The organism is Duganella sp. CT11-25 (assembly GCF_047302815.1).
Classification (GTDB): Bacteria; Pseudomonadota; Gammaproteobacteria; order Burkholderiales; family Burkholderiaceae_D; genus Rugamonas.
Genome location: NZ_JBKBFD010000001.1, coordinates 4,691,811 through 4,712,985 on the forward strand (window position 1 = coordinate 4,691,811; position 21,175 = coordinate 4,712,985).

Consider the following 21,175-nt stretch of genomic DNA (forward strand, 5'->3'; position numbering starts at 1 on the left):
TAGCTCATGGCTCACATCCGTACCCTGGCCGCAGCTTTTTGCTGCGGCTTTTTCTTGGCGGCCGCTTTTGCCGTTCCCGCCGGCGCGCAAAACGCCAGCTCGGTGGCGCCGGACGCCGATCTCAAGCCGCGGCCCAAGGTGGCGCTGGTGTTGTCCGGCGGCGGCGCGCGCGGCTTCGCCCACATCGGCGTGCTCAGGGCCTTGCAGGAATTGCGCATCCCGGTCGACTTCGTGGTCGGCACCAGCATGGGCAGCGTGGTCGGCGGCGCCTATGCCGCCGGCAGCTCGGTCGAGCAACTGGAGCAGCTGGTGCGCCGCACCGACTGGAACGCGGTGGTGGCGGACCGTCCGCCGCGCGACGAACTGGTGTACCGCCGCCGCGAGGAAGACTTGCTGCTGCCGTCGCGGATCGAATTCGGCGCCAAGCTCGATGGCATTTCGCTGCCGCCGGCCGCCGCCGGCAACGAGGCGCTGGAACTGGCGCTGACCCGCGTGCTGCCGTCCGGCGCGCGCGACAAGCCGGTCAACCTGCTGCAACTGCCGTTCCGCTCGGTCGCCTCCGACCTGGTCACCGGCGAGCTGGTGGAACTGAACGACACGCCGCTGTTCCTGGCGATGCGCGCCTCGCTGGCGGTGCCGGGCGTGTTCGCGCCGGTGCGCATCAACCAGCGCCTGCTGGTGGACGGCGGCCTGGTGCGCAACCTGCCGGTGGACGTGGCGCGCGAAATGGGCGCCGACATCATCATCGCCGTCAACGTCGGCACCCCGCTGGCGCAGGAGAAGGAATTGATCAGCGCGGTCAGCGTGGCGCAGCAGATGCTGCAGATCCTGACCGAGCAAAACGTCCAGCGCTCGCTGAAGGAACTGCGTCCCGACGACATCCTGCTGGCGCCCGACCTGGGCGGCATCGGCTTCCTCGACTTCGCGCGCCACGACCGGGCGATGAAGGAGGGCGAGGCGGCGGTGCGGGCGATGAGCGCCAAGCTGGTCAAGCTGGCCTTGCCGGAAGCGCAGTATGCCGCGTATGAGGTCAAGCGCTTGTCGGCGCCGGTGGCGATCGACCAGCCGGTCCGGCTGACCAAGCTGGAAGTGGCGCCCAGCGGCCGCATCAATCCCAAGGAGTTGGAAGTGCAATCGGGCCTGAAGGTCGGCCAGATGGTCACCGGCGAGCAGGCGCAGCACGCCGGCAACCAGCTGTTCGGCCGCGGCGACCTGTCGCGCGTGGAGACCGAGGTGCGCGACGACAAGGACGGCCGCAGCGTGTTGATCAAGCCGACCGAGGCCGACTGGGCGCGCAGCCGCTTGCGCGTGGGCCTGGAACTGACCAGCGACTTCACCGAGAATAATACGTTCGAGCTGAAAGTGATGCATGTGCTGTCGTCGCTGAACGACTGGGGCGCGGAGCTGCGCACGGTCGGCCGCGTCGGCACCGAGCGCGTGTTGGGCACGCAGTTCTGGCAGCCGCTGGGCGCCGGTTCGCAATGGTATGTGGCGCCGTCGCTGGAATACGGCTCGTCGACGGCCGATGTCTTCAGCGCATCCGGTTTCCGCCAGGCGCGCTACGCCTACAACTACCAGGCCGCGCTGATGTCGGTGGGGCGGCAGCTGGGCCATTGGGGCGACCTGCGCTACTCGGTGGCGCGCCAGCAGACCAAGCAGCACCTGTCTATCCCCGAGGATCTCAACGAGCAGCGCGTGACGCAGACGGTGCAGGAACTGTCCTTCAATATCGATACGCTCGACACGATCGCCTTCCCGACGCGCGGCACCTTGTTCAGCCTGGACTGGCAGCGCGCCGTGCACAGCGCCGCCGCCGGGCCGGTGCCGACGCGCCAGAGCGTGCAGGGGCTGGAAGCGTTCCGCGCGGGCCGCTGGGCCGGCCACGTGTACGCCGAATGGGCGCGCAGCCAGGGCGGGGCGTCGGGCAACAACCTGGGCGGCTTCCTGCGGCTGTCGGGCACCACGCCCGACTCCGTGATCGGCAGCAGCACGATGCTGGGGCGGGTGGTGATGGCGCGCAGCATCGGCGCGATGCCGGCCGCGCTGGGCGGCGATGTGCGGCTCGGCTTCTCGCTGGAAGCGGGGGCCGCCTACAGCCCGAGCGATCCGCTGCACTGGGGTTCGCTCAAGCAGGCCGCCAGCGGCTTTATCGCGGTCGATACGCGTTTCGGCCCGCTGTACTTCGGCACCGGCTCCACCAAGGGCGGCAAGAGCAGCGCCTACCTGTTCCTCGGCCCGATCTGGTAGTCGGTGCTGCCGGATATTGAACACGAACCCAAGGCTGTAGCCGTCCGGGCCCCGCGCGCTGGCCGCGTCGGCTTCTGCCTTGCCGTTGGCGATAAAACCCACGTGCGCTGAACGGGCATCGGCCCGGATACCGCGCTGGCGCGGGTCGGCGTGCCTTGGTTTAGCTGCGGAAGCCGGTGTCGATGCGGTCCAGCCGGCGCAGCAGGCCGGGCCAGGCCAGCGCGCCGCCGAGGCCGCGCGTGACCTGCCGGGCCTGGGCCGCGATGCCGGTCACGACCGCCGACGGAATCGGCTGCAGCCTGGCGCCGCCCGCCATCGCCCGCACCTGCACCGCGCACGCCGCCTCGAACACATACATCGCCAGGAAGGTGTCCGCCACGCTGGCGCCGACCGTCAGCAAGCCGTGGTTGCGCAGCATCAGGAAGTTGTTTTCACCCAGATGCTCGACCAGGCGCGGCTTCTCTTCTTCGGTCAGCGCCACCCCTTCGTAGTCGTGATAACCCAGCGAGGCCAACACGAACAGCGATTGCTGCGACAAGGGTTGCAGGCCGCCGGCCTGGGCCGCCACCGCGCAGCCGTTGATGGTATGGGTGTGCATCACGCAATGGGCGTCGGGGCGGCCGGCGTGCACTGCGCTGTGGATCGAGAAGCCGGCCGGATTGACGTTGTGCGGCGTGTCGGCCACCTTGCGGCCCTGGTAGTCGATCTTGACCAGGCTGCTCGCGGTGATCTCGTCGAACAGATAGCCGTAGGGATTGATCAGGAAATGGCCAGGCTCGCCGGGCACCCGGCAGGACAGGTGGGTAAATACCAGGTCGTCCCAGCCGAACAGGGCGACCAGCCGGTAGGCGGCCGCCAGGTCGGTGCGGGCGGCCCATTCCTCCGGGCTGTAGCGTTCATCGTTTTGCATCGCGTCTCCTTTGGTGTGATGGTGGAAACCCGATCATCTGCGCGTTAGGCGATAAAATGAAATAACCATAACGGCGTTTCTCTATAACCAATAGGAATATCCATGCTGGAAGACGACCTTGCTTATTTTGTCGCCGTGGCCGGCGCCGGCAGCATGGCGCGCGCGGCCGAGCGCCTGGGCGTGACGCAGCCGGCGCTGACCAAGGCCATCCAGCGGCTGGAGCGCCGCGTCGGCGTGCCGCTGCTGGTGCGCACCAGCCAGGGCGCCGAACCGACCGAGGCCGGGCGCGCCTTCCTGGCGCGCAGCCGCGCGCTGACGCAGGACCTGGACGATGCGCTGCAGGAGGCGCGCGACCTGGGCAACGGCAGCGCCGGCGTGCTGCGCATCGGCAGTACCCCGGCCGGCGCCGACTTCGCGCTCGACACCCTGCTGCCGCGCCTGATCGAGGAGCGGCCGGTGGCGCGCATCAGTTTTACTTCCGGCTTCAGCGATGCACTGCTGGCCGCCGTCGCCCAGCGCGAGATCGAGCTGGCGTTGATGCCGATGCGGGAGCAACTGCCGCCCGGATTGGCGTCCCGCCACCTGATCGACGACAGCTACCGGCTGGTGGTCAACCGCGATCACCCCCTGGCGGCGCGGGCCAGCGTGACGATGGCCGAGCTGGCCGATTGCGCCTGGGCCGGCTCGACCCCGCACGAGTTTGCGCGCAAGCAGATGGAGCGCGTCTTCGCGCTGCACGGCATGGCGCTGCCGCGCATCGTGGTGGAGTCCAACAACCAGGCCGCGCTGCTGATGGCGGTGTCGCGGCTGCCGCTGGCCAGCATGGTCAATCCGCATTCGGTCTCGCCGGCCAGCCTGCCGTCCAACGTGGTGATGTTGCCTATCGATTCGGAATATATCCGCTGCCCGATCGGCCTGGTGTGGCGCGAAGGCTATCTGTCCTCGCTGGCCTTGCGGGCCAAGGATTTGCTGCAGGCGGCGGCGCTATCGTTCAAGGCTTGACTGATTAAATCAATATTGACACGAATATTCACATGAAAGATAGTGTCAACTGTTAATCAATCAAGGAGCTCATGATGGTGGTCAAAACCGGCGCTGGTCCCAGCGTCACATTGCTGGTCCCGGTAGGTTCGCTGGGCGCCGGCGTGCGCGCCGACGAGGTGCGCTACGGCCTGGAGCAGGGCGCGGACGTGATCGCATCGGACGCCGGTTCGACCGACAGCGGCGCCGCCTACCTGGCGCTGGGCATGTCCAAGAATAACCGCGAGGCGGTCAAGCGCGACCTGCTGATCCTGATGGCGGCCCAGGCCGAGAAAGGCATACCGCTGCTGATCGGCTCCTGCGGCCAGGCCGGCGGCGATGCCGGCGTCGACTGGACGCGCGATATCGCGGTCGAAGTGGCGCGCGAGCTGAAGCTGAGGCCACGCATCGCGCTGCTGTATTCCGAGCAGAGCAAGGAAGTGCTGAAGCGTAAAAACGCCGAAGGCAAGATCCGCGCGCTGTCGGTGGTCGGGCCGATGACCGACGAGATGATCGATTCCTGCGAACACATCGTCGCAGCGATGGGGCCGGAGCCCTACATCGCCGCGCTGGAGGCCGGCGCCGACATCGTGCTGGGTGGACGCACCACCGACACGGCGGTGCTGGCGGCGGTGCCGCTGATGCGCGGCGCGCCGGCCGGGCTGGCCTGGCACGCGGGCAAGATCGGCGAGTGCGGCGGGCAGTGCACGGTCAATCCTGTCGCCAGCGCCGGCGTGCTGATACGCATCGGCGCCGACAGCTTCGATGTCGAGCCCTTGAGCCTGTCCAACCATTGCGAGCCGGACAGCGTGTCGGCCCATATGCTGTACGAGAACAGCGATCCCTTCCTGCTGGTCGAGCCGGGCGGCGTGCTGAACGTGACGCAGGCGCGCTATGCGCAGCTCAACGAACGCAGCGTGCGCGTCACCGGCTCCAGGTGGGAGCCGAAGCCGTACACGATGAAGCTGGAGGGGGCCGCCGCCGGACCGTTCCAGACCGTGATGCTGGTCGGCATCGAGCAGCCGGACGTGCTGGCCAACCTGGATGAATTCCACGACAAGTTCCTGGCGGCGCTGAACCTGCGCGTGGCCAGCACCATCGGCGCGGCGGCCGGCGACTACCATATTTCGCTGCGCTTCTACGGCTGGAACGCGGTGTCGGGCCTGAAGCCGCCGGCCGGCACGCCGGCGCCGCGCGAAGTCGGCGTGCTGTTCGTCGCCACCGCCGCCACGCAGGAAATGGCGACCGATATCGCCAAGGCCTGCAACCCGTGGTTCTTCCATTTCCCGTTGAAGATGGGCACGGAATTGCCGAGCTACGGCTTCGCGTTCTCGCCGGCCGATATCGAGCGCGGGCGGGTCTATGAGTTTGTCTTGAACCACGTGGTGGAAACCAGCGATCCGATGGAACTGGTACGCACCGAGTGGATCGACCTGTCGCAGGACCCAGCAGCGCAAGAACAAGGACCAGCAGCATGACCACACTACAGCAAGTATGCCGCCACATCCGCTCCAAGAACGCCGGGCCGTTCTGGGTCACCATCGATTTCTTCTTCGACAGCCGGGACAGTTTCGAACGCTACCACGCCAGCGCGGCCATCGGCCCGGACGCGATCGCCGCCGCCTACGGGGGCGACGCGGCGATGGTCAGGCACTACCCGGTGCCCGAGCTGAACGTGCTCAAGGTGTCCTATCCGCGCGCCGGCGTCCAGGGCGGCCAGGTCGAGCGCGACATGCACAGCGGCCAGCAGTACGTGCGCCTGCTGGGCATCGAACTGCAATAGGAAACCCGCCGGCCCTGCGCTTTGCCTTGCCGTCAGGATCGTTTAGAATGGTCAGCTTGCAAAGACCTGAACGATGACCATGGCTGACACCGCAAGCACAACGCAGGGCCTCGCGCATTCGCCGCAGCCGGAATACCTGACGGCGGCGGACGCCATGCAATTGCTGGGCGTCAGCGCCCAGACGCTGTACGCCTACGTCAGCCGCAAGGGCTTGCGCACCAAGGCGGTTCCCGGCAGCCGCCAGCGGCTGTACTGGAAGGCCGACATCGAACAGCTGCGCACCAGGAAGACCCCGGCCAGGACGGCCGGCGTGCTTTTCTCCCACGACAGCGAAATCACCCTGATCACCGAAGACGCCCTGTTCTACCGGGGCCAGAATGCGGCCGAGCTGGCCGAGCATGCATCGCTGGAGACGGTCGCCTCGCTGTTGTGGGGCAAGGACGAGCAGGAAACCTTCCTCGACAAGGCGCCGCAGGCGCCGGCGATCTGGCCGGCGCTGGACCAGCTGCTGCGCAACGAGAGCCAGATCAACCGCGCCACCGCGCTGTTTCCGCTGCTGGAGGAAGCCAATCCGCGCGCCTACGACCTGTCGCACGCCGGCATGGCGCGCAGCGGCGCCGACATCCTGCGCTGGCTGGCCGCGATCACGGTGGGCGCGCCGCTGCCCAGTGCCGAAGCCATTCATTTGTTTGTCGCCCGCCATCTGCAGCTGTCGCCGCTGGGGGCGGAGATCGTGCGCCGTATCCTGGTGCTGTCGGCCGATCACGGCTTCGAGCCGGGCGCGATGGTGGTGCGTTCGCTGGCCAGCAGCGGCGTCACGCCGTGGCGCGCGCTGATCGGCGGCATGGCCGTGACCATGGGCCGGCAAAGCAAGTTGAACAGTTTTGATTCGATCGGCCGGCTGGTGGGCGAGGTCATCGCCAGCGACGATCCGCGCGGCGTCATCGTGCGCCGCTTCCGCGCCAGCGAGGAGCTGACCGGTTTCGATTCCAACGTGTATCCGCAGGGCGATCCGCGCGCCCGCGCGCTGCTGGGCTTCTGCGACCAGGCCTTCGCGCGGGACGCCGCTTACCTGCGCGTCAAGGAGGCGATCTCGACCGCCAAGGAAATCGTCGACCGCGAGCCGAGCTTCGCGATGGCCTGCATTGTCGCCGCCCAGCTGACCGGCATCGGCTCGCGCGTATCGATCTTCCATCTGGGCCGCGCCGCCGGCTGGATCGCCCACGTGATCGAGCAATACCAGGGCAGCGAGTTGAAGCGGCAGAACGTCAACTACCGCGGCCCGTTGCCCTAGCTAGGCAGGGCCAGCGCGCCGGTCAGCACGGCCGCCACGATCAGTACCAGCGAGCACAGCACCGCCCACTTCATCGCGAAGCGTTGCACCGGCCCGATCTCCAGCTGCAGCATGGCCGTCACCAGGTACAGCGACGCCATCAGCGGGCTCAGCGTGTGGACCGGGATCCCCACCAGCGAAGCGCGCGCCACTTCCACCGCCGGCACGCCATAGGCCGCGGCGGTCTTGGCCAGGATCGGCAGCACGCCGAAGTAATAGGCGTCGTTGGACATCAGGAAGGTCAGCGGCATCGACAGCAGCCCGGTGACGATGCCCATGTAGGGGCCGGCCCGCGCCGGGATCATGGCGATCAGGGCCTGGCCCATGGCGTCGACCATGCCGGTGCCGTTGAGGATGCCGGTGAAGGCGCCCGCGCACAGGATCAGCAGCATGATGAAGAAGCAGTTGTGGGCATGGGCCGCGAGGCGCGCGTTCTGCTCCTTCGGCGAATGGAAGTTGAGCATCAGGGCCAGCGCCGACGCCACCATGAACGCGACCGACAGCGGTACCGCGCGCGTCAGCACCATCGCCAGCACCAGCACGGTCAGCAGCACGTTGGCGACGCGCCGCCAGCGGCCGCCGCGCACGCCGTCGATCTCGGCCGCCGTGGACGGCACCGACAGCGGCTGGGCGGCGCCGGCGTCGTAGCCCAGCCGGCGCCGTTCCCTGCGGCCGAAATGCCAGGCCAGGCCGAAGACGCCGAGCAGGCCGATGCCCATGGTCGGCAGCATCGGCAGGAAGATGTCGTTGGGATCGAGGTGCAGCGCGCTGGCCGCGCGCGCCACCGGCCCCGCCCATGGCGTCATGTTCATGATGGAATTGCTCAGGCCCAGCAGGGTCAGCAGCATCAGCGGGTTCATGCCGACCCGCTGGTAGATCGGCAGGAAGGCGCCGATCACCACCAGCGCGGTGCTGGTGCCGTCGCCGTCCAGCGCGACCATCGTCGACACCAGCGTGGTGCCGAGCGCGATGCGCAGCGGATCGTTGCCGACCCGCCGCACCATGGCGCGGGTCAGCGGATCGAACAGGCCGACGTCCAGCATCAGGCCGAAATACAGCACCGCGAACATCAGCGTGACGCCGATCGGCGCCACCTGCGTGATGCCTTCGCCGACCATTTTTCCCAGCTGCGGACTGAAGCCTGCAAGCGCGCCGAAAACGATGGGTATCAGCAGCAGGGCGACGGCCGCCGACATTTTGCGCGTCATGATCAGCAGCATGAAGGTGCCGATCATCGCGAAACCCAGTAGTGCAAGCATAAACTTCTCCGTGGTTATCTTTGTTGTGCCGCTTGCGGCCGGCCGCCGGCGATCACGCAGTCCGGCGGCGGCGCGGTGCCGTCGAGCACCGCGACCACGCATTGCGCCGCCAGCATATTGGTGCGCGCCAGGCCTTCGCGCGTCGAAGCGGCCGAATGCGGCGTGGCCACCACGTTCGGCATCGCCAGCAGCGCCCGCGTTACGTCGTGGCAGGCCGGATCGGACTCGCTCTCGAACACGTCCAGTCCGGCGCCGGCCAGCCGTTCGGCGGCCAGCGCGGCCAGCAGCGCGCGGTCGTCCACCAGGCCGCCGCGCGCGGTGTTGATCAGGAACGCTTCCGGCTGCATGCGGCGCAGCGCCGCCGCGTCGATCAGGTGGCGCGTGGCCGGCGTCAGCGGTGCGTGCAAAGATACATAATCGCATTGTTCCAGCAGCGCTTCGATGCCGACGTAGCTGATGCCGTGCCGCTGGCCGTAGGCCAGGTCCGGATGCGGCACGCTGGCGAAGATGCGGGCGTCGAAGCCGGACAGACGCCGCACCACGCCGCGGCCGATGCGGCCCAGGCCGACAATGCCGATCTTCTTCCCGTACACGTCGGTGCCCGGCAGGATGGTCCAGTTGCCGCCCTCCATGCGTTCATGCGATGCGCGCAGCCGGTGGCCGAGCGCCAGCATCATGGCCAGCACGCGGTCGGCGACGCAGGCGTCGTTGCCGCCCACCGCCACCGTGGCCACCTTGCCCAGCGCGCGGATGGCGTCGAGGTCGAGCCGCTCGTAGCCGACGCCGCGCCGGGCGATCACCTGCAGTTGCGGCAGCGGCCGCAGCAGGCTGTCGCCGACCGTCGCATGGCCGACGATCCAGCCGGCCGCGCCGTCCAGCAGCGCGTGCAGCCGGGCCGGCGCCAGGTTGCCGTCGGCCTGGCCCGGCGCCAGTTCGGCGATCTCGACCTCGCACCGCGCGGCTTCCAGATAGGCGATGGCGGCGGCGTCAAAGAAGCGCTGGGTGACCACGACGCGGCGCTTGCTCCCGCTCATAGGCCCACCCGCAGGTTGAGGCCGATGGTGCGCGGGCGCGCCCAGAAATAATTCTGCTTGCCGGAATACAGGTCGGGACCATCGAAGTCCTGGCGCACCGCCACCTGCTGGTTGGTGGCGTTGTCCATGAAGGCGTACAGCTGCCAGTTCTTCGCCTCGACGCCGGCGCGCAGGTCGACGGTGGTGCTGCCGTTGCTGCGGTCCTGGTAGTGGCGCAGGTCGGAAATGAAATGGCCGCGCTGCGATACGCGGCCGCCGGCAAAGCCGGTCAGGCCGGGCCCCAGCGGCAGGCGGTAGCTGCCGCCCAGGCTGAACGTGTGGCGGGTGGTGCCGGGGATGGCCGTGCCTTCCGGGACGGTCACGCCGCCGGCGCTGGGGGCCAGCACGACGTCGTTGTCGAGCGTGGCCTTGAGCAGCGACAGCGCGAAGTCGATCTGCAACTGCCGGGTCGGCATCCACTTGACGTCCAGGTCGGCGCCGTTGCTGTGCGCGCTGCCGACGTTGCCGATGGCCTTGCCGACGCCGCCTATGCCCTGCTGCACGATCTGCTGCAAGTCCTTCCATTTCATGCTGTAGGCCGAGACGTTGAACATGACGGTGTTGTTGAACAGCGTGGTCTTCAGGCCCAGTTCCTGGTTGGTCAGCGTTTCCGGCCTGAAGTCGGGCGCGGCGGTCGGGGTGAACAGCAGGAATTCATTCTGGCCGCCACTGCGGAAGCCGTTGCTGTAGGTCGCGTACGCCAGCATGTCCGGCGTCCATTTGTAGCTGGCCGTGAGCTTGGGGTTGAACAGCGAGGAGCTGGCCTTGGTGGTCGACGAGCCGGGCGGCAGGCCGCCGCTGAGCACGGCGAACGCGCTGTCCCAGGTCGCCAGCGAGCTGCGGGTTTCCTTGAAGTAGCGGCCGCCCAGCAGCAACTGCCACTGGCCGGTGAGGTCGTGCGAGACTTCGCCGAACACGGCGTTCTGCTTGATGGCCGAGGTCGAGACGACGCGCTGCGCCTTGCCGATCGCCAGCTGGCCATCGCTGAGCGCCGAGGTGATCGCCTGCCAGCTGGCGGCCGGCACGGCCGGTATCGAGTCGGCGTCGGCCGCATGCAGGGTGTCGGTTTTCTTGTGGAACAAGCCCACGGTCCACTTCAGGCGCGATTCCTTGTTGGAGACCAGCCGCAGTTCCAGCGTGTTGGCGGTGGCGTCGTAGTTGTGGATGCTGTGTACCGCGGTCAGGTTCGGCACCCAGGCCACGCCCAGCATCCGGGCCAGCGGCGCCAGTTGCTCCAGCGCGCCGCCGATGGTGTCGATCGATTGCGACTGGTCGGTGTCGGCGGTGATCTTGCGCTCCATGCGCGAGACGCTGGCGACGACGTCGGCAAGGCCGGCGCTGTATTCGGCGGTCAGGTTCCAGGAGGTGAGCTTGTCGCGCTGCGATTCCGGGGTCGAGAACGAGCCGGTGTCGACGCTGGCGCCACGGCTGCGGATGCCGTTGCGGGAGTCGTTGCTCACCAGCACGGCGCTGAGCGTCAGGTCGCTCGACGGCTCGGCGCGCAGCAGGAGGCGGCCGCCGGTGCTGCGCTCGCCGTTGGCGTCCTTGATGGTGCGGTACACCTGCTTGCCGTCGGTGATGCGGGCGTCCATGTAGCCGCCGTCGTTGCGGTTGTAGGCGACCACGCGCATGCCGGCATTCTCGCCCAGCGGCAGGTTGACCATCAGGTTGGTGGCGTCGCTGCGGGCGCCGTCTTCGGTCTTGGCGGCGCTGCCTTCGAACGCCGCGGCGGCCTTGTTGAACCTGGGCTTGTTGGCGATGAAGCGCACGGTGCCGGCCAGCGAACCCTCGCCGAACAGCGTGCCCTGCGGTCCCTTCAGCACCTCGACGCGCTGCATGTCGAACGCGCCCAGCGCGGGGAAGCGGCCGGCCGAGCTGAGCGGCATTTCATCGAGGTACATGCCGGTGGCCGAGCCGGTGCCGCCATACAGGTTCATCATGTTCAGCTCGGAAATCCCGCGCACCGCCACGCCGCCCTGGCCGCCTTGCTCCTGGCGCAGCTCGACGCCGGCCATCGAGTTGACCAGGCCGGCGAAATCCTTGGCGCCGGTGTCCTTGATGTTTTTTTCCGAAAACACGCTGATGGTTTGCGGCACGTCCTGCATGATCTGCGGCCGCTTGGTGGCGGTGATGACGACGGTGTCCAGCGTGCCCCGTTCGGCGGGCGGGGCGGTGTCGGATCCGGCTTGCGCCAGGGCGGACAGGGGAAGGGCGGCGAGTATGGCCGCCACCAGCGGCTTGCGGCGTAGAGGGTTCATGGTTGTCTCCTGATTTTTATGTGTGTTGATGAGACTATTGTATGGATTGACTGAAGTCAATCTTGATAGTTTTCGTCAACTCGAGAATCAGGAGTGCTGCCGGCGGCTCAGGCGGGGTGGCGTCTCAGGGCGGTGAAGGCGGCGAATTCCCATGAGCGGAAGCCGACCAGCAGGGTGAAGCCGTCGCGTTCCTGGGGCGCCAGGCGGCGGTCGGCCTGGTGCAGGCGCGCCAGTTCGGCCGCCAGCTGCTGGATGCGCGCCACCAGTTCCTGCGCGCTGGGCTGCGACAGCCGGGCAGGCAGGCACAGCAATGTTTCGCCGGCGCCGTCGAAACTGCCGCCGAAGTAGTCGTGCACCGCGTGCTCGCGGAAGAATTGCTGCACCGGGCCGTCCGGCAGCCAGCGGAAGGCGTTCGAGACGCGCAGGCGGTAGCGGTTCATCGGCTTGAGTTCGATCACGCCCAGGCGGTCCAGCTCGGCCAGCAGCATGATGCATTCGGGTTCGCCCAGGTCGTAGGTTTCCAGCACCTGCTCCACGGTCCAGTGGCCCAAGCAGCAGATCGCCATCAGCAGCAGATGCGGATTGGCCAGCAGCGATTTTTCCTGCGTCAGCGTCAGCGCGTCGGCCTGCGGCGTGGCGTCGGCGGCACCGCGCAGCACGTCTTCCATCGCCACCCCGGCCGCCTTGCAGATCTGCGCCAGCCGCGACAGCGACATATCCTGCTGGCCGAACATGCGCTTGACGCTCGATTCGCTCATCGCGATCCGCTCGGCCAGCATTTTGTAGGTGACGCCGGCGGCCCGCATCTGGGTCCGCAGCACTTGCAGCAGCAATTCCGGTGAGCTCATATTTCGCCTTGGTAAAAAAACAAAAGGTATCGTAACACGATACCTCATGGGGCGAAAATCAGCTCTTGGAATAATCTATTAGTACATCGCGCGCAAGCAGGGCAGACTACGCTCATCTCCCCGAGCGCGGGCGCCATCACAGGCGTCCGGCGAAGGGGTCACCCCTTTTCCTCCGGATCCGGTTTCAGCTTGATCTTCGCCAGCAGGCGCTTGGCGGCCTGGCGGTCCGTGGCGTGCGGCTTGGCGTGCGGACCGGCGCCGCCGGCGCGCGCCTTGGCCGCCACCGCCACCGGATTGCGCGGCGGTTTCTGCGACGGCTCGACGCGTATCGTCATCTTCTGCCGCGTGGACAAAGCCTTGTTCGCCATGCCGTCCGCTCCTTAGCGCACCGGATTACAGCACATACCGCGACAGGTCTTCGTTGACCGCCAGCGCATCCAGGCGCGCGTTGACATAGGCGGCGTCGATGACGATCACCTTGCCGCTGTCTTCGCTGGCCGTGAAGGACAGTTCTTCCAGCAGCTTTTCCATCACCGTGTACAGCCGGCGCGCGCCGATGTTCTCGGTGCGCTCGTTGACCGAGTAGGCGATTTCCGCCAGCCGGGTGATGCCCTCCGGCGCGAACTCGATCTTGACGTTCTCGGTCGCCAGCAAGGCTTCGTACTGCTTGGTCAGGCAGGCGTCGGTGCTGGTCAGGATGCGCTCGAAATCGGCGATCGACAGCGACTCCAGCTCGACCCGGATCGGGAAGCGGCCCTGCAGCTCCGGGATCAGGTCCGACGGCTTGGCCAGGTGGAAGGCGCCCGACGCGATGAACAGGATGTGGTCGGTCTTGATCATGCCGTACTTGGTGTTGACGGTGGTGCCCTCGACCAGCGGCAGCAGGTCGCGCTGCACGCCGGCGCGCGAGACGTCGGCGCCGCCCACTTCCGAGCGGGTGGCGATCTTGTCGATCTCGTCGAGGAACACGATGCCGTTCTGCTCGACGTTCTGGATCGCCTTCTGCTTCATCTCGTCGTCGTTGACCAGCTTGGCGGCCTCCTCGTCGATCAGCACCTTCATCGCTTCCTTGATCTTGACCTTGCGCGCCTTCTTGCGCGCGCCGCCGATGCCGGAGAACATGGACTTGATCTGCTCGGTCATTTCCTCCATGCCGGGCGGCGCCATGATTTCCATCTGCGGGCCGGTCTCGGCCAGTTCGATCTCGATTTCCTTGTCGTCCAGTTCGCCCTGGCGCAGGCGCTTGCGGAAGGTCTGGCGGGTGGCGTCGCCTTCCTTCGGCGCGTCGCCCGGCGCCGACTGCGTGAAGCCGAAGTCGCGCGCCGGCGGCAGCAGGATGTCGAGCACGCGGTCTTCGGCGGCGTCCTCGGCGCGCGCCCGCACCTTGGCCATCTCGGCCGAGCGGGTCTGCTTGACGCCGATGTCGATCAGGTCGCGGATGATGGTGTCGACGTCGCGCCCGACATAGCCGACCTCGGTAAACTTGGTGGCCTCGATCTTGATGAAGGGCGCGTCGGCCAGCTTGGCCAGGCGGCGCGCGATCTCGGTCTTGCCGACGCCGGTCGGGCCGATCATCAGGATGTTTTTCGGCGTGATTTCATGGCGCAGCGGTTCCTCGACCTGCTGGCGCCGCCAGCGGTTGCGCAGCGCGATGGCGACCGCCTTCTTGGCCTTGCCCTGGCCGACCACATGCTTGTCGAGTTCGCCGACGATTTCCTGCGGAGTCATGTTCATGCTGGATCCAGTGTTTCGATGATGTGGTTCAAGTTGGTGTAGATGCACAACTCGCCGGCGATGGTCAGTGATTTTTTGACGATTTCCGCAGGCGACAGTTCCGTGTTCTCCACCAGCGCCTTGGCGGCGGACTGGGCGTAGGTGCCGCCCGAGCCGATCGCGCCGACGCCGTCTTCGGGCTCCAGCACGTCGCCGTTGCCGGTGATGACCAGGGTCGACTCGCTGTCGGCCACCAGCAGCATCGCCTCCAGGCGGCGCAGCACGCGGTCGGTGCGCCAGTCCTTGGCCAGCTCGACCGAGGCGCGCAGCAGGTTGCCCTGGTGTTTTTCCAGCTTGCCTTCAAAGCGGTCGAGCAGGGTGAAGGCGTCGGCGGTGCCGCCGGCGAAACCGACCAGGACCTTGCCCTGGTAGACCTTGCGCACCTTGCGGGCCGTGCCCTTCATGACGATGTTGCCCAGCGTAACCTGGCCGTCGCCGCCCAGCGCGACGTCCTTGCCGCGGCGCACGCACAAGATGGTGGTGCCGTGAAATTGTTCCATAGTTACCTCAAAGTAGTGACGCAGACTGCCTCAAGACTGAAAAGTGGGGCTGGAAACCGGAATTGCAAGATTTAGTACTTGTGGGGATAAATTCTGGCGATGTTGGGGTAGCCTAGCAATCTCAACAGTGCGGTGACCAGATGGTTCACGTCGCGGAATTCGATCTTCTTGCCGTCGCCGGCCAGCGCCTGCAGGTTCGCATGCAACTGGATAGCACAAGCATAGTCGATGCGCGTCAGGCGCGAGCAGTCAAACACCAGCGTCTGATATTGATCAGCATAGTGCAGGATGGACGGCAGCACCGGCCCCAGCTGGTTTTCGATCACCGGCGGCAGCATGAAGCGGTCCGGCGAGGCGGCCACGTGCTGGGCCGCCGCCGTGGCGACCTTGAGCGGGGCGGCGAACGACGGCGGCGACACCTCGAAGGTGACGCAATAGTCCATGCCGATTTCCTCGAATTCCTTTTCGCGGTTGAGCAGCTGCAGCAGCTCCAGCAACAGCAGCCACGGCGCCTCGGTATCGTCGCGGCGGCCGATGGCGATGCCGGCGCGGATCTGCGCGGCCAGCCCGGCGGCGTCGACCAGGATCAGTTCGCGCTGCTGGGCCTGCAGCTTGCGCAGCGCGTCGAGCAGCAGCATGCAGCCGTCCGCCTCGATGGCGCTGACGCGGCCGAATTCCAGCCGCAGCACCGGGCTGCCGTCGGCCAGCTGGCGCAGCCGCTCCAGCTGCGGCGCGATGTGCTGGTCCAGCACGCCGGCGAACGATTCGGTCGGCGTCACGCCGGCCCAGTCCGGCGAGGCGGCCGCCAGCATGGCCGGCGCGTTCCACGGCGGCGGCGAAGTCTCGAAGGTGCTGGCGTAGTCGATCGACAGGTTGTCGAACAGGTCTTGCTGGCCGCTGACCTGGTACAGGTCGAACAGCATCCACCAGATGCTGCGGTCCTGGCCGCCGCCTTTGCTGCCGCTGTCGGCCACGGCGGCCGTCAGCAGCTGCTGGGCCACGGCGCTTTGGGCGTTGGCGTACAGGATGGCGATTTCCTCCACCACTGGCGCGCTCTCGGCCGCCACCGCCTGCTGCGGCATGTCCTCGTCGCGCAGCAGCAAGGTGGTGGGCAGGTCGAGCAGGGCCTGGGTGTCCGGCCCGCCGCCGGCGGCCTGGCGCGCGCGGGCCGGGCGGGCGGCGCGCTGGCTGCCCCAGGCCGGCTCCGGCTGGTTGAAGATGTCGAAGGTCATCGCCGATTCGATGGCGTCGATCTTCATCGCCGTGGCGCGCGCGATCTCGCGCTGGCGCGCCTGCTGGCTGGCGCGTTCCGCTTCGCTGTTGGCGGCCAGCCGCGCCGCTTCGTCGTCGGTGAGCGGCGCTAGCGCGTCGGTTTTCTTGAAGATGGAGAACAATCCCACGCTGACCTCGTTATCGTATTGCAGCATAGTGTAGCGGAAGGAAAACCGTTTTCCGCATTACGAATGGGATGGAATTGCAAAACCACGTAAAAAAAGCACGCGGTGTTCAGACGCGTGCTTTTTGAGTGGCGGGCGCTGCTTAGTCGCCGTACAGCTTTTGCTTCAGTTCGCGGCGCTGTTGCGCTTCCAGCGACAGCGTGGCGGTCGGACGCGCGATCAGGCGCGGGATGCCGATCGGTTCGCCGGTCTCTTCGCACCAGCCATAGTCGCCGCCGTCGATGGCGACGATGGATTGCTGGACTTTCTTCAGCAGCTTGCGTTCGCGGTCGCGGGTGCGCAGTTCCAGCGCGTGTTCCTCTTCGATGGTGGCGCGGTCGGCCGGGTCCGGCACCAGCACGGTTTCGCGCAGGTGTTCGGTGGTTTCGCCGGCGTTTTTCAACAGCTCTTTTTCAAGCTGCTGCAGCTTGGCTTTGAAAAATGCCATTTGCGCCGGATTCATATAATCCTTCTCATCCATCTTCAGAATTTCTTCTTCGGTCAGGATGCGGTCGGCGGCGGCGGGGGTCGATTTATTAGTTTTGGTCATAACTTCGCTTACCTTCGATACGACAGAGTTTTCAAATTAATCAGCCCGGGTTTTGTGGTTTTTTAGCCATCCCCACAAAACCCGGATAGTTTATACCAGACATTGTTCTAATCCGCTAATAAAGATATCTTTCGGCAGATTTTTACCGATAAACACCATTTTGCTGCCACGAACGTCGTTTTCTCCCCATTTTGCCCCCAGATCGCTGCCCATGATCTGGTGTACGCCCTGGAACACCACCTTGCGGTCGGCGTCTTTCATCAACAATACGCCTTTGTAGCGCAGCATGCGAGGACCATAGACATTCACCAGGCCGCCGAGGAACTCGTCCAGCTTGGCGGTGTCGAACGGCCGCGTGCTTTTGAACACGAAGGCGGCGATGTCGTCGCTGTGGTGGGCGTGATGGTGGTCGTGGTGGCCGTGATCGTGGTGGTGGTGGCCGCAATGCTCATCGTGCACGTGGTCGTCGTCGTGGGCCTGGTCGGTTTCCAGGAAGTCCGGGTCCAGTTCCAGCTTGTCGTTCAGGTTGAAACCCTTCAGGTCCAGCACGTCGGAGATCGGCGCGCGGCCGAAATCGGAGGTGCTGATCGGCGCGCGCGGGTTGATGCGCTTGAGGCGGGCGGTCAGCTCGGCCACCTGCCCGGCGCTGACCAGGTCGGTCTTGGACAGCAGCATCTTGTCGGCGAAACCGACCTGGCGCTGGGCTTCCTCGTGCTGGTCCAGCTGATCCATCGCGTGGCGGGCGTCGACCACGGTGACCACGGCGTCCAGCATGTAGTGAGTGCCCACTTCTTCGTCGACGAAGAAGGTCTGCGCCACCGGGCCCGGATTGGCCAGGCCGGTGGTCTCGATGACGACGCGGTCGAACTGGATCTCGCCGGCCTCGCGCTTTTGCGCCAGGCTGCCGAGCGCCACGATCAGGTCGCCACGCACGGTGCAGCAGATGCAGCCGTTGTTCATTTCGACGATCTGTTCGCCGCTGTCCTGGACCAGGATTTCGTTGTCGATGTTTTCCTGGCCGAACTCGTTCTCGATGACGGCGATGCGCATGCCGTGGTCTTCCTGCAGGATGCGGTTGAGCAAGGTGGTCTTGCCGGCGCCCAGGAAGCCGGTCAGGATGGTGGTGGGTATCAATGCCATGATGCGTGCCATTCTGTGGTGGGGAGTCCCCATATGGGGATCAAATGCGTAAATGCAATCGGGCGATTATGCCGGAATTTGTCCGGCGCTAGCAATTCGTCCGATTGAGCAATATCAGCACGCGTCTCGCTAAGCCGCGAATCTCTACTTTAGCTTGGCGCGCGGATGGGCCTTATCGTACACCTCGGCCAGGCGCTGGAAGTCCAGCGAGGTATAGACCTGGGTCGAGCTGATGCTGGAATGGCCCAGCATTTCCTGCACCGCCCGCAGGTCGCCCGACGATTGCAGCACGTGCGAGGCGAACGAGTGGCGCAGCATGTGCGGGTGCACGTGCACCGGCGCGCCGTTGGCCACGCCGTGGGCCTGCAGCCGCTGCTGGATCACGCGCGGCGAGACCCGGGTGCCGCGCGTGCTGAGGAACAGGGCGTCGCTGCCGTCCCGCGGCGCCGGCCGCACGGCGACCCAGGCTTGCAGCGCCGCCAGCGCGGCCGCGCCGACCGGCACCGTGCGCTGCTTGTTGCCCTTGCCGGTGACGATCACCTCGCGGTTGCCGAACTCGACCCAGCCCAGCGCGTCCTTGCGCGGCGTCAGGTCGAGGCCGGCCAGCTCGGACACCCGCAGGCCGCTGGAATACAGCAGTTCGAACATGGCGCGGTTGCACAGCTCGGCGGGCTCGGCGCCGGCGCGCGGGCGCGACGGCGCCACCAGCTGCACGGCGTCGTCCACCGACAGCGCGCGCGGCAGGGTCCTGGCGCGCTTGGGCGCGCGCACGCCCTGCACCGGATTGGCCGCCAGCGCGACCTGGCCGCCCAGCCAGTTGAAAAAGCCGCGCCAGCTCGACAGCTTGCGGGCGATCGAGCGCGGGTCGAGTTGCTGCGCGTGCAGCTTGGCGGTCAGGCGGCGGACGGCGAAATGGTCGAGCTGGGTCCAGTCCTGGCCGGCGGAAAGCCGGGCCAGCTCCCGCAGGTCGCGCGCGTAGGCGGCGGTGGTGTGCGGCGACAGCCGGCGTTCGCCGCGCAGGTGGGCCAGGTAGGCGTCGATCCAGGCCAGTTTGCTGTCCGGATCGGCGCTCATGGGGACGGGCCTCAGGCCAGCAGCCAGGCCAGGGCGGTGCTGGAGGTTTCGCCGATGTGGACCAGGAAGTCGGTCGCCATCAGCGAGGTGAAGCGGGCAGGGTCCGGCGAGCCGAGGATCAGCAGGCCGAAGGCGTTCTTGTTGCCCGGCTTGCGCAGCGGGATGATGACGGTCGAGGTGATGCCGGAGGCGTCGTCCAGCCAGCGCACCGCTTCGAAGTCCTTGTTGGTGCCGCAATACGGCGCCAGCAGGCTGTTGGCGAAGATGCGCGCATCTTCCGACACGCCGTTGACGAACCATTCGCCGGCGTAGTCGGGCGCGGTGTCCCAGATGCGCAGCGTCACCTGCGGCACGTCGAAGCTGTTTTTCAGGCCGCTGACCACGGAGTGCGGCATCGAGCCGACATCTTCCGCTTCCAGCAGCACCTTGGTCCAGTGGTGGAACTTGTTGGCGATCGCTTCGTTTTCCGAGGCCAGGCGCATCAGGTTGCTCATGCGCAGTTCCAGCGTTTTGTATTTATCGCGCAACACTTCCATCTGGCGCTCTTGCAGCGACACGGCGCGTCCCGTCAGCGGGCTGGCCAGTTTGATTTCGCCCAGCAAGTCAGCATGCTCTTCAAAGAAATGCGGGTGATCGGTCAGGTATTGCGCGACGAGTGTGGAATCCAGTGGGGCGGTCATTGAGGTACTTTTATCTGAGTCTAAGAGCGGGGTTGGGTGCAATGGCATTCTAAACGAAAAAAAACGGACATGGTTGCCCATGCCCGCCATTCCCCAACTCACGCATGCAGTTCTTGCCGACTGCGCTGCTCAGGCTTAGAAGTTGTGATGGATACCGAGGCTGTAGTAATTGAAGGTGGCCGCCGGCGTGATCTTCTTGCGGGCGCCGTCCACATACAGGTAGGTGCGCGGCGACAGGTTGTAGTCGTAGCCCAGCGAGAACTGCTTGGTCTTGGCGATGGCCGGGCTGTTGAGCACGTTGTCCGGCGTCTTCTGGCCGTAGCCGGCACGCACCAGGCCGGCGCCGACCGAGTAGTTGGCGCCGATCAGCCAGGCCTTGGTGATCGGGTTGATCAGGACGCTGTTGTCCTGGTCCTGGCGCTGGTAGGAACCCATCAGTTTCAAGGCGGGAATCGGCTTGATCGAGGCGCCGATCGACCACAGCTTGGTTTCCACCGCGTTGCGCTCGTAGGCGGCGTAGATCGAGTACGGACCCTGGCCGACGGTCGCGCTCAGCGAGTACGGCGACACTTGCGCCATGGTGTTGGCCGGGAACTGCGGCGCGGCGGCGGTGCCGCGGCCGACGATGGCCGGGTTGTTGTTGGCGTCCTTGGTGGCCACCGTGACGTTGAGCTGGAACACGCCGGCGATCACCGGGGTGTTGTAGAAGATCGCGTTGGAGAAGCGGTTGGCCGAGTTGCCGGCGGGGCTGAGCGGATCGCTGGTGTAGCCGGCCACTTGCAGGTCGGTCTGGTAGCCGGCCACGGCCGGCATGCCGCTCCATGGCTCATAGGCGGTGCTGGTTTCCTGGAACGCCGTCAGGCCGCGGCCCAGGCGGATGGTACCGAAGTCGCCCTGCAGGCCGACGCGGCTCTGGCCCTGGAACAGCGGACGGGTGGTGCTTTCGATGACGCCGGTGTCCGGCTCGTAGCGGATTTCCAATTGGAACAGCGCCTTCAGGCCGCTGCCCAGGTCCTCGACGCCGCGGAAGCCCAGCTTGTTGTTGTCTCGTTTGCCGACCGCGGTGAGGTCGGTATCTGTACGCCTGGAAACCCCTGCATCCAAAGTGCCGTAGATGGTCACGGACGACTGCGCATATGCGGCGGAAAACGCGCCCATGAGTGCCAGAGCCACTAAAGATTTTTTCATTTGAGTTATTCCTTTTTTAAGTGAGTCGTACAAACATCCCAAACCTGCAAGGCCGCGTTCTGACCATCAGTTGGTAAGACCTTAATTGCTCGCTGGGTCAAAG

The 21,175-nt window shown here is 66.3% G+C and carries 19 protein-coding genes; 5 read left to right on the forward strand and 14 right to left on the reverse strand.

Going from position 1 to position 21,175, the window contains the following annotated elements; translation table 11 throughout:
- Positions 1–6: 6 nt before the first annotated feature.
- Positions 7–2,247 (forward strand): patatin-like phospholipase family protein, encoded by a 2,241-nt coding sequence (locus ACEN9F_RS20165; protein WP_413422676.1) that lies wholly within the window; start codon positions 7–9, stop codon positions 2,245–2,247.
- Between the two features lie 160 nt (positions 2,248–2,407).
- Here ACEN9F_RS20165 and ACEN9F_RS20170 read toward each other — a convergent pair whose 3' ends face one another.
- Positions 2,408–3,157 (reverse strand): class II aldolase/adducin family protein, encoded by a 750-nt coding sequence (locus tag ACEN9F_RS20170; protein ID WP_413422678.1) that lies wholly within the window; start codon positions 3,155–3,157, stop codon positions 2,408–2,410.
- 102 nt (positions 3,158–3,259) lie between these two features.
- Here ACEN9F_RS20170 and ACEN9F_RS20175 point away from each other — a divergent pair, with 102 nt between their 5' ends.
- The 4 genes from ACEN9F_RS20175 to ACEN9F_RS20190 all read left to right on the forward strand — a co-directional run bounded on the left by ACEN9F_RS20175 (position 3,260) and on the right by ACEN9F_RS20190 (position 7,254).
- Complete coding sequence (locus ACEN9F_RS20175; RefSeq protein ID WP_413422680.1) at positions 3,260–4,159, forward strand: LysR family transcriptional regulator; 900 nt, start codon at positions 3,260–3,262, stop codon at positions 4,157–4,159.
- Positions 4,160–4,230: 71 nt separating this feature from the next.
- The gene (locus ACEN9F_RS20180) at positions 4,231–5,655 is read left to right on the forward strand and encodes an acyclic terpene utilization AtuA family protein (protein WP_413422682.1); all 1,425 of its coding nucleotides are present in this window, start codon (positions 4,231–4,233) and stop codon (positions 5,653–5,655) included.
- Entirely contained in the window at positions 5,652–5,960 is a 309-nt protein-coding gene (locus ACEN9F_RS20185) for a DUF4387 domain-containing protein (protein WP_413422684.1), read from the forward strand. The genes ACEN9F_RS20180 and ACEN9F_RS20185 overlap by 4 nt, the downstream gene beginning before the upstream one ends.
- A 79-nt stretch (positions 5,961–6,039) precedes the next feature.
- Complete coding sequence (locus ACEN9F_RS20190; protein WP_413422686.1) at positions 6,040–7,254, forward strand: citrate synthase; 1,215 nt, start codon at positions 6,040–6,042, stop codon at positions 7,252–7,254.
- Here the strand turns inward: ACEN9F_RS20190 and ACEN9F_RS20195 are convergent.
- From ACEN9F_RS20195 to ACEN9F_RS20255, 13 genes are all read right to left on the reverse strand, one after another.
- Positions 7,251–8,552, reverse strand: coding sequence for a CitMHS family transporter (locus tag ACEN9F_RS20195; protein ID WP_413422688.1), 1,302 nt, complete (start codon positions 8,550–8,552; stop codon positions 7,251–7,253). The two genes, ACEN9F_RS20190 and ACEN9F_RS20195, sit on opposite strands and share 4 nt — an antisense overlap.
- A gap of 14 nt (positions 8,553–8,566) precedes the next feature.
- Positions 8,567–9,586: an NAD(P)-dependent oxidoreductase gene (locus tag ACEN9F_RS20200; RefSeq protein WP_413422690.1), complete on the reverse strand. Its 1,020-nt coding sequence runs from the start codon at positions 9,584–9,586 to the stop codon at positions 8,567–8,569.
- The gene (locus ACEN9F_RS20205; protein ID WP_413422692.1) at positions 9,583–11,883 is read right to left on the reverse strand and encodes a TonB-dependent receptor; all 2,301 of its coding nucleotides are present in this window, start codon (positions 11,881–11,883) and stop codon (positions 9,583–9,585) included. The genes ACEN9F_RS20200 and ACEN9F_RS20205 overlap by 4 nt, the downstream gene beginning before the upstream one ends.
- Before the next feature lie 107 nt (positions 11,884–11,990).
- Positions 11,991–12,731, reverse strand: a complete 741-nt coding sequence (locus tag ACEN9F_RS20210; protein WP_413422694.1) for a helix-turn-helix domain-containing protein — start codon at positions 12,729–12,731, stop codon at positions 11,991–11,993.
- Positions 12,732–12,889: 158 nt separating this feature from the next.
- Entirely contained in the window at positions 12,890–13,099 is a 210-nt protein-coding gene (locus ACEN9F_RS20215; protein ID WP_413422696.1) for a hypothetical protein, read from the reverse strand.
- A 25-nt stretch (positions 13,100–13,124) separates the two neighbouring features.
- Positions 13,125–14,465, reverse strand: coding sequence for an ATP-dependent protease ATPase subunit HslU (gene hslU / locus ACEN9F_RS20220; RefSeq protein WP_413422698.1), 1,341 nt, complete (start codon positions 14,463–14,465; stop codon positions 13,125–13,127).
- Positions 14,462–15,004 carry an ATP-dependent protease subunit HslV gene (gene hslV / locus ACEN9F_RS20225; RefSeq protein WP_413422700.1) on the reverse strand — a complete coding sequence of 181 codons (543 nt, stop codon included), beginning with the start codon at positions 15,002–15,004 and terminating at the stop codon, positions 14,462–14,464. Before hslV ends, hslU begins: the two co-directional genes overlap by 4 nt.
- Positions 15,005–15,075: 71 nt before the next feature.
- On the reverse strand, positions 15,076–16,431 hold the full coding sequence (locus ACEN9F_RS20230) for an STAS domain-containing protein (RefSeq protein ID WP_413422702.1): 1,356 nt from the start codon (positions 16,429–16,431) through the stop codon (positions 15,076–15,078).
- Positions 16,432–16,543: 112 nt separating this feature from the next.
- Positions 16,544–16,990, reverse strand: coding sequence for an RNA polymerase-binding protein DksA (gene dksA, locus ACEN9F_RS20235; protein ID WP_413422704.1), 447 nt, complete (start codon positions 16,988–16,990; stop codon positions 16,544–16,546).
- 90 nt (positions 16,991–17,080) lie between these two features.
- Complete coding sequence (locus ACEN9F_RS20240) at positions 17,081–18,130, reverse strand: CobW family GTP-binding protein (RefSeq protein ID WP_413422706.1); 1,050 nt, start codon at positions 18,128–18,130, stop codon at positions 17,081–17,083.
- A 144-nt stretch (positions 18,131–18,274) separates the two neighbouring features.
- Entirely contained in the window at positions 18,275–19,204 is a 930-nt protein-coding gene (xerC, locus tag ACEN9F_RS20245; RefSeq protein ID WP_413422707.1) for a tyrosine recombinase XerC, read from the reverse strand.
- Between the two features lie 11 nt (positions 19,205–19,215).
- Positions 19,216–19,884, reverse strand: coding sequence for a DUF484 family protein (locus tag ACEN9F_RS20250; protein WP_413422709.1), 669 nt, complete (start codon positions 19,882–19,884; stop codon positions 19,216–19,218).
- Between the two features lie 135 nt (positions 19,885–20,019).
- Positions 20,020–21,072, reverse strand: a complete 1,053-nt coding sequence (locus ACEN9F_RS20255; protein WP_413422711.1) for a porin — start codon at positions 21,070–21,072, stop codon at positions 20,020–20,022.
- Positions 21,073–21,175: the final 103 nt, after the last annotated feature.

What these genes read in the sequence shown, in the direction of transcription:
- ACEN9F_RS20165 (WP_413422676.1), top strand. Translation starts at nt 7, where the DNA reads ATGGCTCACATCCGTACCCTGGCCGCAGCTTTTTGCTGCGGCTTTTTC.
- ACEN9F_RS20170 (WP_413422678.1), bottom strand. Translation starts at nt 3,157, where the DNA reads ATGCAAAACGATGAACGCTACAGCCCGGAGGAATGGGCCGCCCGCACC.
- ACEN9F_RS20175 (WP_413422680.1), top strand. Translation starts at nt 3,260, where the DNA reads ATGCTGGAAGACGACCTTGCTTATTTTGTCGCCGTGGCCGGCGCCGGC.
- ACEN9F_RS20180 (WP_413422682.1), top strand. Translation starts at nt 4,231, where the DNA reads ATGATGGTGGTCAAAACCGGCGCTGGTCCCAGCGTCACATTGCTGGTC.
- ACEN9F_RS20185 (WP_413422684.1), top strand. Translation starts at nt 5,652, where the DNA reads ATGACCACACTACAGCAAGTATGCCGCCACATCCGCTCCAAGAACGCC.
- ACEN9F_RS20190 (WP_413422686.1), top strand. Translation starts at nt 6,040, where the DNA reads ATGGCTGACACCGCAAGCACAACGCAGGGCCTCGCGCATTCGCCGCAG.
- ACEN9F_RS20195 (WP_413422688.1), bottom strand. Translation starts at nt 8,552, where the DNA reads ATGCTTGCACTACTGGGTTTCGCGATGATCGGCACCTTCATGCTGCTG.
- ACEN9F_RS20200 (WP_413422690.1), bottom strand. Translation starts at nt 9,586, where the DNA reads ATGAGCGGGAGCAAGCGCCGCGTCGTGGTCACCCAGCGCTTCTTTGAC.
- ACEN9F_RS20205 (WP_413422692.1), bottom strand. Translation starts at nt 11,883, where the DNA reads ATGAACCCTCTACGCCGCAAGCCGCTGGTGGCGGCCATACTCGCCGCC.
- ACEN9F_RS20210 (WP_413422694.1), bottom strand. Translation starts at nt 12,731, where the DNA reads ATGAGCTCACCGGAATTGCTGCTGCAAGTGCTGCGGACCCAGATGCGG.
- ACEN9F_RS20215 (WP_413422696.1), bottom strand. Translation starts at nt 13,099, where the DNA reads ATGGCGAACAAGGCTTTGTCCACGCGGCAGAAGATGACGATACGCGTC.
- hslU (WP_413422698.1), bottom strand. Translation starts at nt 14,465, where the DNA reads ATGAACATGACTCCGCAGGAAATCGTCGGCGAACTCGACAAGCATGTG.
- hslV (WP_413422700.1), bottom strand. Translation starts at nt 15,004, where the DNA reads ATGGAACAATTTCACGGCACCACCATCTTGTGCGTGCGCCGCGGCAAG.
- ACEN9F_RS20230 (WP_413422702.1), bottom strand. Translation starts at nt 16,431, where the DNA reads ATGCTGCAATACGATAACGAGGTCAGCGTGGGATTGTTCTCCATCTTC.
- dksA (WP_413422704.1), bottom strand. Translation starts at nt 16,990, where the DNA reads ATGACCAAAACTAATAAATCGACCCCCGCCGCCGCCGACCGCATCCTG.
- ACEN9F_RS20240 (WP_413422706.1), bottom strand. Translation starts at nt 18,130, where the DNA reads ATGGCATTGATACCCACCACCATCCTGACCGGCTTCCTGGGCGCCGGC.
- xerC (WP_413422707.1), bottom strand. Translation starts at nt 19,204, where the DNA reads ATGAGCGCCGATCCGGACAGCAAACTGGCCTGGATCGACGCCTACCTG.
- ACEN9F_RS20250 (WP_413422709.1), bottom strand. Translation starts at nt 19,884, where the DNA reads ATGACCGCCCCACTGGATTCCACACTCGTCGCGCAATACCTGACCGAT.
- ACEN9F_RS20255 (WP_413422711.1), bottom strand. Translation starts at nt 21,072, where the DNA reads ATGAAAAAATCTTTAGTGGCTCTGGCACTCATGGGCGCGTTTTCCGCC.